The sequence below is a fragment of the Microcella sp. genome, from assembly GCF_046296455.1.
Lineage (GTDB): Bacteria > Actinomycetota > Actinomycetes > Actinomycetales > Microbacteriaceae > Microcella.
This window is the reverse complement of record NZ_JBKBLF010000006.1, coordinates 5,428-20,412: the sequence shown is the minus strand read 5'-3', so window position 1 is coordinate 20,412 and position 14,985 is coordinate 5,428. Positions and strand designations below refer to the sequence as shown.

Here is a 14,985-nt window from a genome sequence, read left to right as displayed (position 1 = left end):
AGGAACGGGAATCTGCCCATTATCGCCACTCGGCACCGATCTGCTCATCGCGCAGAAGAGCGGGGATGCGCTCGCGGAACGGGAAGAACCCGCGGGTCGCGTGCGGCCACGCGCGAGCATCCCACGGTCGCAGGATGCGCGAGACCGCGATGCCCTCGGCGGCGAGGTCGCGCTCGAGGCCGTCGAGGCGGTCGCGCACCGGCCCGACGGGGGCGTAGGGGGTCACGAGCGCCGTCGCGTCGTGGGCGCGCAGCCACGGCAGCATCGCGGATGCCGTGATCCCGTCGAGCGCGCTGGCCTCGACCCCGTAGTGCGCGCCGGCGCGTGCGCGGCCGTCGGCGAGCGCGGCCTCGGTGAAGCCCGCCACGAGTGCTGGCGTGGGATCGGCAAGGGTCGAGCGCGCCTCCCCCGCCGCCGGGCTCGCGACCGCGACGACCTCGGCGCCCGCCACGCTCATCATCGGCTCGAGGCTCTCGGCGTGCAGGTCGTCCTCGTGCAACAGCAGGGCGACGCGGCCGCTCGGCAGCGGCTCGGGCCGCGACGCCGGGCCGGGGGCCGGAAGGGGTGCGTCGTCGTCGACCGCCGGGGCGCTCGTCGCGAGCCCGCGCGGCCGGAACCGACCCTCAGTCGCGAACTCGATGTTCTGCGTCGTGGCGAGGTAGGTCTTGCCGACGGTCTGCAGTCCCGCGACCCAGCGCCAGCTCAGCGTGTTCGAGGCCGGGTCGCCGTCGAGCAGGTGGCGCAGAAAGAAGTCGGCGCCGAGCTGCCAGGGCAGGCGCAGCGTGAAGATCCAGATGCTCGCGAACCACATGCGCGCGTGGTTGTGCAGGTAGCCGAGCTCGACGAGCTCGCGCGCCCAGTCGTCGAAGCCCTCGATACCCATGCGGCCGGCGACGGCGTCGTCGTAGGTCGCGCGCTCGGCGGTGCTCAGGGCGTCGAATGCCGGAACGACCGACGCGGTGTAGCGCGCCCACAGGCTCGGCCGCAGCTCGAGCCAGCCCTTCCAGTAGGTGCGCCAGTAGACCTCCTGCACGAACTTGCCCGCCGCATCGAGCGAGTGCCGTTGCAGCACGGCCTCGACGACCTCGCGCTCGGTCACGAGGCGGTGCCGCACCCAGGGCGAGAGGGTGGAAACGTTCGCGCGATCCTGCGGGCCTCGGTCGGTGTTGCGCTCGGCGGCGTAGGCACGACCGGCACGGGGCGCGAAGTCGGCGAGCCGGGCCAGCCCCGCTTCACGCGTGGGTTCGAACGTCATGCCCTTATCGTGCGGCAGCGCGGCTGGGAGGGGGGCGGGATGCTCGCGGCGAGCATCCCGAGCACGCGACTTTGCGCGATCAATCAGCGTCAGCGGTGGATTCTGCGCTTCGTACGCGCACCGCGAGGTCGTGGGCGAGTTCGTCGACGAGGGAAGGTGAGGCGAACCGTGCTGGTAGCCAGAGCTTCTCCGGACGCACGGCAAAGCTGCCCTGATCGTCGAGGGTGATCCTGACAGCCCTCGTCCCGGGAACAGACCGAGATCGGAATTTTTCGGTGCTGATGCGCGCCACAGACTCGTAGTCGGCAACCCAGACCGGCTCGACTCGGTGCGGCACGAACAACTCGACGCCGTCTTCCTTCAGCACAAGGAGCATCTGGCGCCCGTAGCCAATCGACCGCCCGGTCTCCCCTTGAAGCCAACGCTGGAACCCCGCGTCGCCGCGAACCCAGTAGCGACGCCCGTCTGCAATGACGCGAGCACCGAAAACGGCGCTACTGGCACCGAGCGCGGCCGTGATGAGCACCACAAGGACGGTACCGACCGCGACTCCTGCGACGAATGCTTCCCCCACGCGGTCAGACTAGCTAGTCAGCAGCACGCAGAGCGGGCCTGACAGACTGTCATCATCCCAACAATGGTCAGGCGAGGGAGGTAGGAGTTGTGATCAGACATCCACTCACTGCCATCTTCGCCTTTCCCTTCTTCACCCTTCCAGCGTTGGTACTCACCACACGCACAAGCCCCGACTGGCCCAGCGGCCGGCTTTCCGGGGGCGACGCGGCTATGTGGGCAGCTTTCGCCATCATCTGGTCCGCGTTCATCGTCTGGACTGTTGTCAGGACTGTTCGATATCGCGCCTCCCGGATCCGACTACTTGAAGCCGCCGGCGCCCAAGACATTGAGCTCGTGCTGCTGGGACAAATTGACAGCAAACAACTTGAGACCGGACTGTCGACCGATCAGATTCGCCCCGAGACCTGGCTAGCCTTCGATACTCGGAGCGGCACTGCTGTCGTTTGCTGGAGTGCACGGGGTGACCTGACCTTTGAGGCCCTCGCGAATGGCGCGCAAGTGACAAAGCTCGAAGTGACCGACCGTTCCTTCAGCCCAGGAAGCACGCCGGAACTAGCGATCGGCTTCGCCGATTCCACGTCGGTTCACCTACCGATACGAGGGCCCTATTCGGGGATTTTCCCGCCGAGCGTTGCGAGCGTGTCCAAAGCAGTTGACGATGCTTGGCGTCAACTGCAGCAAAAGCAAACAACCGTTGACTAGAGCTTCCTAAAGGTGCGAAGAGCAATTCGCCATTCGGCGGGATGCTCGCGGCGAGCATCCCGAACATCACACCCGGGCGGCTTTATTGCCCTTCATCGCAGGAATCACGTGCTCGCCGTAGACGCGCAGCGTCTCTTCTTTGTTGTCGTGCTGCAGGTAGCCAGCGAACTGGTCGACGCCGAGGTCGCGCAGGGCCTCGAGTTTGTCGATGTGCTCTTTCGCGTCGCCGAGCACGCAGAAGCGGTCGACGATCTCGTCGGGCACGAAGTCGACATGGTCGTTGCCGGCCTTACCGTGGCTGTTGTAGTCGTAGCCTTGGCGCCCCGCGATGTAGTCGGTGAGCGCCTTCGGCACATCCGAGCTCTCGCCGTGCTTCGCCACGATGTCAGCCACGTGGTTGCCGACCATGCCGCCGAACCAGCGGGTCTGGTTGCGCATGTGGTCCCAGTCGGTGCCGATGTACATCGGCGCCGCGACACAGAATTTGATCGACATGGGGTCGCGCCCGGCGTTGTCGGCCGCCGTACGCACGGTCTCGATCATCCACTTCGCGATGTCGAGGTCGGCCAGCTGCAGGATGAAGCCGTCGCCGACCTCGCCCGTGAGTTTGAGGGCGAGCGGGCCGTACGCGGCGACCCACACCTCGAGCTCGCTGCCGTGGCTCCACGGGAACTGGATCGTCGAGTCGTTGTACTCGACCGCACGAGAGTTGCCGAGCTCGCGGATGACGTGGATCGCCTCGCGCAGCGACGCGAGCGTCGTCGGCTTGCCGTTGGTCACGCGCACGGCCGAGTCGCCGCGCCCGATGCCGACAATCGTGCGGTTGCCGTACATCTCGTTGAGCGTCGCGAAGACGCTCGCGGTGACCGTCCAGTCGCGCGTGGCGGGGTTGGTGACGAAGGGGCCGACCTTCACGCGGTGCGTCTGTGCGAGGATCGCCGAGTAGATCACGTACGGCTCCTGCCACAGGATGTGGCTGTCGAAGGTCCACACGTGGCTGAAGCCGTACTGCTCGGCGAGCTTGGCGAGGTGCACCGTGCGGCTGGCGGGCGGGTTGGTCTGGAGTACTGCTCCGAAATCCATGGATGCTCTTCCTGTTGTCTTTCGGAACTCAGACCAGGTACTGGCTCAGGCCGCGGCGCAGGTACTGCCCGTGCCCGGCCCGCCCGTGGAACTGGTCGTTCTGGATGACGACCGAGCCGCGCGAGACGACCGTGTCGACCTTGCCGTCGATCTCGAAGCCCTCCCACGCCGCGTGGTCCATGTTCATGTGGTGCTTGCGGCCCGTGGGGTTGCCGGCCTCGTCGACCGGCATGCCGATCGAGGTGTGGCCGTTCGGGTCGTAGACGACGATGTCGGCGTCGGCTCCGGGGGCGATGACGCCCTTCTTGCCGTAGAGGCCGAACATGCGCGCGGGCGTCGTCGACGTGATCTCGACCCAGCGCTCGAGCGTGATCTGACCGGTCACGACGCCCTGGTACATGAGATCCATGCGGTGCTCGACCGAGCCGATGCCGTTGGGGATCTTCGAGAAGTCGCCCAGGCCCAGCTCTTTCTGGTCTTTCATGCAGAACGGGCAGTGGTCGGTCGAGACCATCTGGATGTCGTTCGTGCGCAGACTCTGCCACATGTGGTCTTGGTGCCCCTCGGCCTTCGACCGCAGCGGCGTCGAGCACACCCACTTGGCACCCTCGAAGGCGCCGTACTGCTCGCTCACCGCCCCGAGCTGCTCTTCGAGCGACAGGTAGAGGTACTGCGGGCACGTCTCGCCGAACACGTTCTGCCCGATGTCGCGCGCGGCGGCCAGCTGCTCGACCGCCTGCTTGGCGCTCACGTGCACGACGTAGAGCGGGGCGCCCGTGAGGTTGGCGAGCATGATCGCGCGGTGCGTCGCCTCCTCCTCCATCTGCCAGGCGCGCGCGACCCCGTGGTAGTACGGGTCGGTCTTGCCCTTGGCGAGCAGCTGGGCGACGAGCACGTCGATCGCGGGGCCGTTCTCGGCGTGCATCATCGTCATGAGCCCGTGCTCGGCGGCCACCTGCATCGCGCGCAGGATCTGCGCGTCGTCGGCGTAGAACACGCCCGGGTAGGCCATGAACATCTTGTAGCTCGTGATGCCCTCGTCGATGAGCTTCGGTAGCGCGGCGAGCGAGTCGTCGTCGACGCCGCCGACGATCTGGTGGAACCCGTAGTCGATCGCGCAGTTGCCGCCGGCCTTCTCGTGCCAGGCGGCGAGGCCGTCGAACACCTTCTGGCCCGCGGTCTGCACGGCGAAGTCGATGATGCTCGTCGTGCCGCCCCACGCCGCGGCGATCGTTCCGGTCTCGAAGGTGTCGATCGCGGCGGTGCCGCCGAACGGCAGCTCCATGTGGGTGTGCGCGTCGATGCCGCCCGGAATCACGTACTTGCCCGTGGCGTCGATGACGGTGTCGACAGATGCCGCGAGGTCGTGCCCGAGCAGGGTCGACCCGGGCGCGAGCACGGCGACGATGGTCTCGCCATCGACGAGCACGTCGGCCGCGCCGCGGCCGGTCGCGGAGACGACCGTGCCGCCGCGGATCAGCATCGTGCTCACGGCTTCACCACCGCCGTGTAGCTCTCGGGCCGGCGGTCGCGGTAGAACTGCCAGTTGTTGCGCACCTCGCGGATGAGGTCGAGGTCGAGGTCGCGCGTGACGATCTCGCTCTGATCCTGGCTCGCGACCTCGCCGACGTAGTTGCCGCGCGGGTCGACGAAGTAGCTCGAGCCGTAGAAGGTGACGGCGAGGTCGCCGAACTCGTCGCTTTCAGTACCGATGCGGTTGTTGGCGGCGATGAAGTACTGGTTCGCGGCGGCGGCGGCGGGCTGCTCGAGCTCCCACAGGCGGTTCGAGAGGCCGGGCTTCGTCGCGCTCGGGTTGAACACGAGCTCGGCGCCGTTGAGCCCGAGCTCGCGCCATCCCTCAGGGAAGTGCCGGTCGTAGCAGATGTACACGCCGACCTTGCCGACTGCCGTGTCGAACACGGGGTAGCCGAGGTTGCCGGGGCGGAAGTAGAACTTCTCCCAGAACCGGTCGAGGTTCGGGATGTGGTGCTTGCGGTACTTGCCGAGGATCGTGCCGTCGGCATCCACCACCACGGCGGTGTTGTAGTACACGCCGGGCATGTCCTCCTCGTAGATGGGGAGGACGATGACGAGCTTCAGTTCTTTCGCGAGCTTCGCGAACCGCTGCACGATGGGGCCGTCGGCGGGCTCGGCGTAGTCGTAGTACTTGGCGTCTTCGATGATGCCGAAGTACGGCCCGTAGAAGAGTTCTTGAAAGCAGATGATCTGAGCCCCGTCGGCGGCGGCATCGCGCGCGAACTGCTCGTGCTTGGCGATCATCGATTCCTTGTCGCCTGTCCAGGTGGTCTGGGTGATGGCGGCGCGGATGGTGGTCATGGGTGGTTCCCCTTTTCCTCTTTGAACTGGGGCCAGTGTGCGCTTCGAGCGTTTCCGGCTCGTTTCGCCCAGTGACGCGTGAGTAAAACCTAGGGCGCAGGTGCGCAGGGGAACACCCGCGCGCACATATGAGCAGGAGTCGACGGCGCTAGCGTTGACGGCATGAGGATCGTGGTGCTCGCGGGCGGGGTCGGAGGCGCGCGGTTCGTGCGCGGGCTGCGCGAGGCGGTGCGGCGCTGGCACCCCGATTCGTCGATCGACGTGATCGTCAACACGGGCGACGACTGGTGGCTCGCGGGCCTGCGCATCACGCCCGACCTCGACTCGATGCTCTACACGCTGTCGGGCCAGAACGACGAGGTGCGCGGATGGGGTCGGGTCGGCGAGAGCGAGCGCGTCTCGGCCGAGCTGCAGGCTTATGGCGTGACGCCCGACTGGTTCACGCTCGGCGACCTCGACCTCGGCACGCACATCGCCCGCTCGGCCTGGCTGCGCGCGGGGCTCACCCCCTCCGAGGTGGTCGAGCGCTTGCAGTCGCGGTGGGATCTCGGCGGCGTGCGCCTGCACCCCGCGACCGACCACGAGATCGACACGCACGTCTGGGTCGCCTCTGACACGGGGGCGGAGGAGGACCTGCACTTCCAGGAGTGGTGGACGCGCTACCGCGCCCAGGTGCCCGCGCTGCGGTTCGAGCAGCGCGGGGTCGCCGCCGCGGCCCCCTCCCCCGGCGCGCTCGCGGCGCTCGCGGCGGCCGACGTCGTGCTCGTGGCGCCGTCGAACCCGGTCGTGTCGATCGGCACGGTGCTGGGCATCCCGGGCATGCGCGACGCCGTCCGGGCGGTGAATGCGCCGATCGTCGGCGTCTCGCCGATCATCGCGGGGGCCGCCGTGCGTGGAATGGCCGACGCGTGCCTGACGACGATCGGGGTGGCGACGGATGCCGGGGCGGTCGCCCGGCACTACGGCCCCCGGGCCGCGGGCGGCCTGCTCGACGCCTGGCTGGTCGACGAGGCCGACGAGCCGCTCGTCGCCGGGTTGCGCGCGGACGGCGTCGCCGCCGCCGCGGTGCCGCTCTGGATGCGCGACCTCGACACCGCAGCGGCCCTCGCCGAGGCGGCTCTTGCTGAGGCGGCCCGTGTCGCGGCGAGCGCCGCGAGCACGGGCTGACACCGCCGCGCCTGCCGCAGCGCGACGGCGGGCGCGACCGCGAGCCGCGTGCCCGAGGAGTGATCGCGGTCGCTCCAGTGCACGATGAGGTCGCTCGGAGCGCCCCGGGCTCGGCGGCCGCCCGACGGCAGCGCGATGTGCAGGGGGTGCTCGTCGGGGATCGAGCTCTGCTCGAGCATCCCGTGATGCACCAGGGCGCTGACGCACGCGAGCGGCCCGCCCGCGGCCCACGCCGCCCGCGCATCCACCGGAACAGTCGTGGCCGCGTACCATCCCTGTCGGACGCGCGTGAGATAGCCGTAGTGGAGGGCGAACCAGAACGTCGTGTCGTCGCTTCCCGACGCCAGCAGCAGTTCGCGTCGAGACGCGATGCCGCCCAACCTCCGCAGGACGACCTCGAATCGCCGGAACCCTGCGAACTCGTTCGTGCTCGAGGCTGTGCTCTCGACAGCGGGATCGCGAGAGGGATCCGACGGGTCGTGGGGAACGGACAGCATCGCGGCACCGTCACACAGCTGTGCTGCCGGCCGCCTACCGTGCCCCGCATTTGGGGACGCTCGCCCTGAACCGTCGCCCGAGAGGGAGCGGAGCTGAGGGCGAACCGCACGAGAGGTGGATGAGTCTGGGCGACGATCGGCCCGAGACCTCAACACCGTCTGGAGAGCGACCTGCCGGGACTTCCAGAAACGCGGAACTTCACGACTCGCGTTCAGGACCTTCCGCGCTTTCGGAAGCCTCCAGCATTGGAGGAGCGAGAACGGACGGAGCGCGGCACGAGCGGCGGCACCGGCCGCGGCGTTGGCGGCCGGGCCAGGCGCGGCGCGGGCGGCCGGGCGGGCGGCCGCGCATGGTGGGGCGCGGGCGGAGGCGGGGGCCGGGGCGCGGGTAGGGTGTGAGGCATCGAACGTCTCGCGCCCGGTCTGGGGCGCGGCTCGGCGCCGCGCTTGCGGTGCTCGACCCGGCGGGGTCAACGTGCCCGCCGTCGCTCGGCCTGCCGGGAGCATCCATGACCACGACCACCCCTGCCGAGGGCTTCGTGCCCACGGCATCCGCGATCTCGCGCGCGCTCAAGCGCGCCGAGTCGGGCGTCACGATCGACGCGACCGAGGCCGAGACGCTGCTGCACTGCCGGCACGACGACCTCGAGCGGCTGCTGGCCGTCGCGAGCCGCGTGCGGGATGCCGGGCTCGAGAAGGCGGGGCGCCCCGGGGTCATCACGTACTCGCGCAAAGTGTTCATCCCGCTCACGCACCTGTGCCGCGACCGCTGCCACTACTGCGTGTTCGTGCAGACCCCCAACCAGCTCGCCGCTCAGGGCAAAGCCCCGTTCCTCTCCCCCGACGAGGTGCTCGAGATCGCCCGCCAAGGCGCCGCGCTCGGCTGCAAAGAAGCCCTCTTCACACTCGGCGACCGGCCGGAAGACCGCTGGCCCGCTGCCCGCGAGTGGCTCGATGCGCGCGGCTACGACTCCACCATCGACTACCTGCGGTCGGTCGCGATCCTCGTGCTCGAAGAGACCGGACTGCTGCCCCACCTCAACCCCGGCGTCATGACCTGGCAAGAGCTGCAACGGCTCAAGCCCGTCGCCCCGAGCATGGGCATGATGCTCGAGACGACGAGCACGCGACTGTTCGAGACGCGCGGGCTCGCCCACTTCGGCAGCCCCGACAAAGACCCCGAGCTGCGCCTGCGGGTGCTCGAAGACGCCGGCCGCAGCGCCATCCCCTTCACGACCGGGCTGCTGCTCGGCATCGGAGAGACCTACGCCGAACGCGTCGACGGCATGTTCGCCATCCGGGCGACCTCGCGACGGCACGGGCACGTGCAAGAGGTCATCATCCAGAACTTTCGCGCCAAGCCGCGCACGGCCATGCGCGCCGCCGATGACCTCGCGCTGCAGGAGTACATCGCCGCCGTCGCCGTCAGCCGCCTCGTGCTCGGCCCGGGCGCTCGCGTGCAGGCGCCGCCGAACCTCACCGACGCCGAAGAGCTCGGCCTGCTGATCCGCGCCGGCATCGACGACTGGGGCGGTGTGAGCCCGCTGACCCCCGACCACGTCAACCCCGAGCGCCCCTGGCCGCAGATCGACGAGCTCGCGCGCCTCACGAGCGAATCCGGGTTCACGTTGCGCGAGCGCCTCACCGCGCATCCCCACTATGTGCGCGCCGAAGAGCCGTGGCTCGACCCGCGCATCGTTCCGCACGTGCGGGCCTTAGCCGGGGCCGATGGGCTCGCCGATGAGGCAGCCGTGCTGCAGGGCATCCCGTGGCAAGAGCCTGACCCCGATTGGGCGAGCCGCGCCGGCACCGGACGCACCGACTTGCACGTCGAGATCGACACCGAGGGCCGCCGCACCGAAACCCGCAGCGATTTCGACGACATCTACGGCGACTGGGCCGAGCTGCGCGAAGCAACGGTCGCGGCACGAGAGCCGCGCGGCGCGAGCGCGGCGGCCGGGCAGCCGGGCGAGGCGGGCGGGGCGCGGAGGGCATCCGTCGCCGTGAGCACGGGCGTCGCGGCGGTGCTGCGTCGGGCCGAGGATGCTCCCGCGGGCTTGAGCGACGACGACTACCTGACACTGCTGCAGGCCGACGGCGCCGACCTCGACGCGCTCGCCGACCTGGCCGACCGAGTGCGGCGCGACACCGTGGGAGACGAGATCGGCTACGTCGTCAACCGCAACATCAACTTCACGAACGTCTGTTACACGGGCTGCCGGTTCTGCGCGTTCGCGCAGCGTCGCACTGACGCTGACGCCTTCACGCTGTCAATGCAGCAGGTCGGCGACCGCGTCGACGAGGCCTGGGCGCTCGGCGCGACCGAGATCTGCATGCAAGGCGGAATCCACCCCGACCTTCCCGGCACCGCATACTTCGACCTCGCGCGCGAGGTCAAGAAGCGCCGGCCGGGCATTCACCTGCATGCCTTCAGCCCCATGGAGATCGTGAACGGAGCATCCCGCACCGGGTTGTCGTTCACCGACTTCTTGACGGCGGCGAAAGAGGCGGGGCTCGACACGATTCCGGGCACGGCCGCCGAGATTCTCGACGACGAAGTGCGGTGGGTGCTGACGAAGGGCAAGCTGCCCGCCGCCGAGTGGATCGAGATCGTCAGCACCGCGCACCGCCTCGGCATCCGCTCGTCGAGCACGATGATGTACGGGCACGTGGATGCTCCGCCCCACTGGATCGGCCACCTGCGCACCCTCGCAAAGGTGCAAGACGACACCGGGGGTTTCACCGAGTTCGTGCTGCTGCCCTTCGTGCACGCGAGTTCGCCCGTCTACCTCGCGGGCGTGGCGCGGCCCGGCCCGACGCCGCAAGAGAACCGTGCGGTGCACGCCGTCGCGCGGCTCATGCTGCACGGCCGCATCGATCACGTGCAGACCTCGTGGGTCAAGCTCGGCACCGAAGGCACTCAGCTCATGCTGCGCGGCGGGGCCGACGACGTGGGCGGCACGCTCATGGAGGAGACGATCAGCCGCATGGCGGGCGCCGACAACGGTTCAGAGAAGACGGTTGCTGAGCTCGAAGAGCTGGCGAGTTCGATCGGACGCGTCGCGCGCCAGCGCACGACGACCTACGGAACCCCCGACCCGGAACGTGTCGCGGTGGCGCAGTCGCACCGAACCGAGGGCTACGCCGCCACAGGCCGTCGGCTGAGCCTCACTGTCGCCGAGGTGCGATCAGGAGGATAGTAGGGGCCATGTCCACCATGGTCTTCATCAACCTGCCCGTCGCCGACGTCGCCCGCTCGACCGCGTTCTACGAGGCGCTCGGCTGGTCGCTCAACCCGATGTTCTCCGACGAGAGCTCGTCGTGCATCATCGTGAGCGACACGATCTACGTCATGCTGCTGACGCACGAGTTCTTCGGCAGCTTCATTCCGGGCCACGCCGTGGCGGATGCTCACGCGGCGATCGGCGCCCAGTACGCGCTCAGCTGCGACAGTCGGGCCGACGTCGACGCGCTCGTCGCCCGCGCGATCGAGGCCGGCGGCTCGGCCTTCGAGCCGCGCGACCTCGGCTTCATGTACAGCCGGGCCTTCCACGACCCGGACGGCCACTACTGGGACCCGTTCTGGATGGACCCGGCCGCGGCCGAGCAGGGTCCGCCCGCCGACTGATCGGCTACAGCAGCGCGCTCGTGCGGGGGCCGAGCAGCACCGAGCCCGCCTCGGCGAGGCGGCCGAGCGCGGCGAGCTGCTCGAGCGTGTCGACATCGCGGCGCAGGCCCGAGCGCTCGGGCACGTCGAGCTCGACGTAGCCCGCGTCGCGGTGCTGCTCGGCCGAACCGGGGCCGAACCGCAGCGAGTGCGGCAGCCCCGCCGAGGCGACGACGAGCGTCGTGCCCTCGCCTTCGGCATCGGGCACGAAGGCCCAGTGGTGCTCGCTCGCGGCGACGAGCGCGGCGTCGAGGTCGGCCGGTTGCAGCGCCGGCAGGTCGCCGAGCAGCACGGCCGTGGGGGCCGCAGGGTCGGCGACGGCGAGTCCGGCGCCGATCGCGACGAGCAGCCCGAAGCCGGGGTCGTCGACGACGCGCACGCCCTCGATCGGCTGCGGCAGCGCGCCCACGACGATGAGCTCGCCGACCCGGCGCGCGGCACGGGCCGCCGATACGGTGTCAAGCGCGATCGCCGCGGCGAGGGCCGCGCGCCGGGCATGCGCCTCGGCACCGCCGTCGGCGGCGAGTCGGCTCTTCGCGCTCGCGGCGTCGCGCACAGGGACGACGAGCGAGACGAGCGCAGACACCGGCCCAGCCTAGGTCGTGAGCGCGGCGGCGAGCAGCCGCTCATCGGCGGGCGTGCGGTCGAGCAGCGACACGGGTGCGACGGTCGCCACGACCCGGCGCCACCGCGGTGCGGAGCGCCGCAGGGCCCCCAGCAGCTCGTCGATCTCGGGCGCATCGACGCGACCGCCGGGCTGCGCGTAGGCCCGGTGCTCGAGGGCCGTGCGCACGCGGTCGAGCGCGTCGGCGCGCGCCGGGGCATGCTCGTCACTCGGCCATCGGGCCGCCCACGCGGCGGCGAGCGCGCGCGGCGTGCTCGACTCCTCGGCGGGCAGCCCGAGGTCGCGCGCCGTGTCACGCAGTTCGCGCCAGCGGTCGAGCGGATCCGGCGACCGGCGACGGCGGGCGCGACGGCGGGCCCGCACGGCACCGGGAGCCGCCAGCAGGAGGAGGAGCAGCGCAAGGAGGACCGCGGCGAGCGGACGGGCATCCGCACCGCCCTGCAGGGGCCCCGCGGCGCTCACGCCGTCGACCGAGCCGTCGTTACCGCCGTCGATGAGATCGCTCGGATCCGCACCCTCGACGCCCGGGGTGGGCTCGGGGGACGCCGATTCCCCCGGCTCGGCGGGCCCGGCACTGGGCGCGGCGGTCGGCTCGATCGGCTCGCCCGTCTCGGGGTCGACCGCGGGCTCCTCCCCCGGCGCGGGGACGTCGTCGCTCGCGTACTCGGGCACGGCACCGCGCGAGGGCGTCGGCTCGAACCGCACCCAGCCGATGCCGTCGAAGTGCAGCTCGGGCCAGGCGTGCAGGTCGTCGGTGCTCACCACGAACTCGCTCGGAACATCGGGGTTGCGGCTGCCCGGCAAGAAGCCCACCGCGATGCGCGCGGGAATGCCGAGCGTGCGCGCCATGAGCGTCATAGCCGAGGCATAGTGCACGCAGTACCCGGCGCGCGCTTCGAGGAACACGGCGACGATGTCGGCCCCCGTGCCGTCGTAGCCCAGCTCGACGGGGGCGTCTTCTGAGTAATCGAAGTCGCCGCCCGTGAAGAAGCGCTGCAGCGCAAGCGCCTGATCGTAGGGCGAGGGGCCGGCCGCATCGGCCGCGACCGCCGCCGCCGTGCGCGCCACGATCGGGTCGAGCCCCTCGGGAACAGCGCGGAACCGGTCGAGACCCTCGGCATCGACCCCCGCCTCGCGCAGCTGCAGCGGCGTCGGCTCGGCGATGAGGCTCTCGACGACGTACTCGCCGCCGCGGAACGAGCCCTCGACCGCGCTCACCGTGATGCCCTGCGGGTCGACCACCCACGAGCCCTCGAGCCCGGTCACCTCGAGCGGCGCCGCGGGCAGCGGCACCCAGCGCGAGCGGATGTTCTCGAGCTGGATGCTCGTGGTCGCGGTGCTCGTGGGCACCTGCTCGCCGAGCCAGGTCGGCGGCCCTACGCGGTCGTCGTCGGTCGCGGCGCCGCCGAGCACGGGTTGCACGGTCTGGCCCTCGAAGTCGGCCAGGTGCGAGAGCGTCAGGTACACACCGCCGTCGGCGTCAGACGTGTAGCGCAAAGCGGTGACGGGGCTGTCGCGCCGCAGGTCGTCGCCGAGCTCGAGCACGGGGTTGATGCCGGCCTCGAGCCCGGCCAGGCCCGTTCCGGGCAGCGCCGCACCCGCGATCACGGGCGGCAGCAGCGGCGGCACGAGCAGCGCGGCGACGAGCACCCCCGCCGCCACGGCGAGGGCGCGCCCGGCGGCCGCGGCTCCCCCGCTGGCGGCGGGACGATGCACGGCGAGCGCGAGCAGAAACGCCGCCGCCGTGGCGAGCACCGACAGCATCGGCAGCGCGCCGGGCGCCAGCACGACAGGAACGGCGAGAATCGCCAGCAGGGGCACAGCGATGAACGCGGGGCGGCGCCCGTGCACAAGCACCGCCTCGGTCATGATCGCCAGACCCGTCACGCCGACCGCCATGATGAACCGGATGCCCTCATCGGCGGCGGCCGGGATCGACTGCTCGGCGATCGACAGCTCGCCGGCCGCGATCAGTTCGAGAAACCGGGCGATCGTGCCGGGCAGCGGAACGACGCCGAGCAGCGCCGTGTCGGCGGCGAACTGCACCGTGAGCGCGAGCAGCGCACCGAGCAGCGCTGCCGCGCTCGCCCCGACGACGGGCCACCGGCGCAGGAAGCGGCGGGCCGTCGCCGCCGCCGCGATCGCCGCCGCCACGACGACGAGAACGCTCGGGCCCCATAGGCCTTCGTCGAGGATCGCGCCGAACGCCGTGACGGCCGCGGCTACCGCGAGCAGGGCGATCGCGCTAAGCGCGAGCGACCCACGTCGCTCACCGCGCGACGACCCGAGCACGGTGCCCGTTCGCGACCGCTCAGCCACGATGCACCACCGCGGGCAGCGCCCAGTCGGGCAGCTCGCCGAGCTGCTCGCCCAGCAGGGCGAGCCAGGCCTCGTCGGGCGCGCGCCGGATCGACACGCGCGCGACGGCCCAGCCGGCCCGCTCGAACGAATCCCGCACCGGGTCGGGGTCGAGTAAGCCGTCAGCGCGCACACCGGGAGCCGCCGGACCCGCGAGCAGGGCCACGGCCGGGGCGCGGCCCGAGCGCTGGGCGAGCATCCACCGCACCGTCTGATCGTCGGGTGCGCTCGCGATCACGACGACCGGCGGCGACCCGGGCGCCGGGCGCTCGGGCAGTTCGCCGGCGGGCGCGCCGAGCTCGAGCAGCGCGAGCTCACCGAGCACGTCACCGACGGGGCCGTCGGCGACGGGGGCATCGGCGGTGCGCTCGGTGGGCGTGGCGAGCTCGACGGTGTAGCCGCGCTCGGCCAGGTGCACCGCGGCCGACGCGGCCATGCGCACCGTCCACTCGAAGGTCGCGCTCGACACGGCGCGCGCGGCACGGGCCTGCCGATCGCGCACGAGCTGGGTGTCGCGGTAGCCGATCGACTGCGCGTCGACCACGAGGCGCGCGTGCGGGCCCGCCTGCGGTTCGTCTTGCCGCACCATGAGCTCGCCCTGGCGGGCCGTCACGCGCCAGTGCACGCGGCGCAGGGCGTCGCCGTCGCGGTACTCGCGCGTCACGACGTCGTCGTCAGCGCGCGCGCGCGCGCGCGCGGGGGGGGGCCCGCCCGCGGG

12 protein-coding genes are annotated in these 14,985 nt (G+C 70.9%); 4 read left to right on the top strand and 8 right to left on the bottom strand.

Features of this window, described 5'->3' with window-relative positions:
• Nucleotides 1–19: 19 nt before the first annotated feature.
• A complete protein-coding gene (locus ACK4HH_RS04545; protein WP_409648706.1) occupies nucleotides 20–1,255 on the bottom strand; it encodes an FAD-binding domain-containing protein in 1,236 nt (411 codons plus the stop codon).
• 79 nt (nucleotides 1,256–1,334) lie between these two features.
• Complete coding sequence (locus tag ACK4HH_RS04540) at nucleotides 1,335–1,829, bottom strand: hypothetical protein (protein WP_409648704.1); 495 nt, start codon at nucleotides 1,827–1,829, stop codon at nucleotides 1,335–1,337.
• Nucleotides 1,830–1,918: 89 nt separating this feature from the next.
• On the opposite strand from ACK4HH_RS04540, the gene ACK4HH_RS04535 reads away from it, so the two are divergent.
• Nucleotides 1,919–2,533 carry a hypothetical protein gene (locus ACK4HH_RS04535; RefSeq protein ID WP_409648702.1) on the top strand — a complete coding sequence of 205 codons (615 nt, stop codon included), beginning with the start codon at nucleotides 1,919–1,921 and terminating at the stop codon, nucleotides 2,531–2,533.
• Between the two features lie 66 nt (nucleotides 2,534–2,599).
• Here the strand turns inward: ACK4HH_RS04535 and ACK4HH_RS04530 are convergent, their stop codons facing one another.
• From ACK4HH_RS04530 to ACK4HH_RS04520, 3 genes are read right to left on the bottom strand one after another with little or no spacing between them, the layout of a single operon-like run.
• A complete protein-coding gene (locus ACK4HH_RS04530; protein WP_409648700.1) occupies nucleotides 2,600–3,616 on the bottom strand; it encodes a TIGR03842 family LLM class F420-dependent oxidoreductase in 1,017 nt (338 codons plus the stop codon).
• 28 nt (nucleotides 3,617–3,644) lie between these two features.
• Nucleotides 3,645–5,108 (bottom strand): dihydropyrimidinase, encoded by a 1,464-nt coding sequence (gene hydA, locus ACK4HH_RS04525; RefSeq protein WP_409648698.1) that lies wholly within the window; start codon nucleotides 5,106–5,108, stop codon nucleotides 3,645–3,647.
• Complete coding sequence (locus ACK4HH_RS04520; RefSeq protein ID WP_409648696.1) at nucleotides 5,105–5,953, bottom strand: nitrilase-related carbon-nitrogen hydrolase; 849 nt, start codon at nucleotides 5,951–5,953, stop codon at nucleotides 5,105–5,107. Before ACK4HH_RS04520 ends, hydA begins: the two co-directional genes overlap by 4 nt.
• Nucleotides 5,954–6,115: 162 nt before the next feature.
• On the opposite strand from ACK4HH_RS04520, the gene cofD reads away from it, so the two are divergent.
• From cofD to ACK4HH_RS04505, 3 genes are all read left to right on the top strand, one after another.
• On the top strand, nucleotides 6,116–7,120 hold the full coding sequence (cofD, locus tag ACK4HH_RS04515) for a 2-phospho-L-lactate transferase (protein ID WP_409648694.1): 1,005 nt from the start codon (nucleotides 6,116–6,118) through the stop codon (nucleotides 7,118–7,120).
• Nucleotides 7,121–8,126: 1,006 nt separating this feature from the next.
• Nucleotides 8,127–10,817 carry a bifunctional FO biosynthesis protein CofGH gene (locus ACK4HH_RS04510; RefSeq protein ID WP_409648691.1) on the top strand — a complete coding sequence of 897 codons (2,691 nt, stop codon included), beginning with the start codon at nucleotides 8,127–8,129 and terminating at the stop codon, nucleotides 10,815–10,817.
• A gap of 8 nt (nucleotides 10,818–10,825) precedes the next feature.
• A complete protein-coding gene (locus ACK4HH_RS04505) occupies nucleotides 10,826–11,245 on the top strand; it encodes a VOC family protein (protein WP_409648689.1) in 420 nt (139 codons plus the stop codon).
• 4 nt (nucleotides 11,246–11,249) lie between these two features.
• Here the strand turns inward: ACK4HH_RS04505 and cofC are convergent, their stop codons facing one another.
• The 3 genes from cofC to ACK4HH_RS04490 form a co-directional block, all read right to left on the bottom strand.
• A complete protein-coding gene (gene cofC, locus ACK4HH_RS04500) occupies nucleotides 11,250–11,870 on the bottom strand; it encodes a 2-phospho-L-lactate guanylyltransferase (protein ID WP_409648687.1) in 621 nt (206 codons plus the stop codon).
• A gap of 9 nt (nucleotides 11,871–11,879) precedes the next feature.
• Nucleotides 11,880–14,228 carry a transglutaminaseTgpA domain-containing protein gene (locus ACK4HH_RS04495; RefSeq protein WP_409648685.1) on the bottom strand — a complete coding sequence of 783 codons (2,349 nt, stop codon included), beginning with the start codon at nucleotides 14,226–14,228 and terminating at the stop codon, nucleotides 11,880–11,882.
• A partial coding sequence (locus ACK4HH_RS04490) for a DUF58 domain-containing protein (protein WP_409648683.1) occupies nucleotides 14,221–14,985 on the bottom strand: 765 nt, incomplete at its 5' end. The genes ACK4HH_RS04490 and ACK4HH_RS04495, both read right to left, overlap by 8 nt.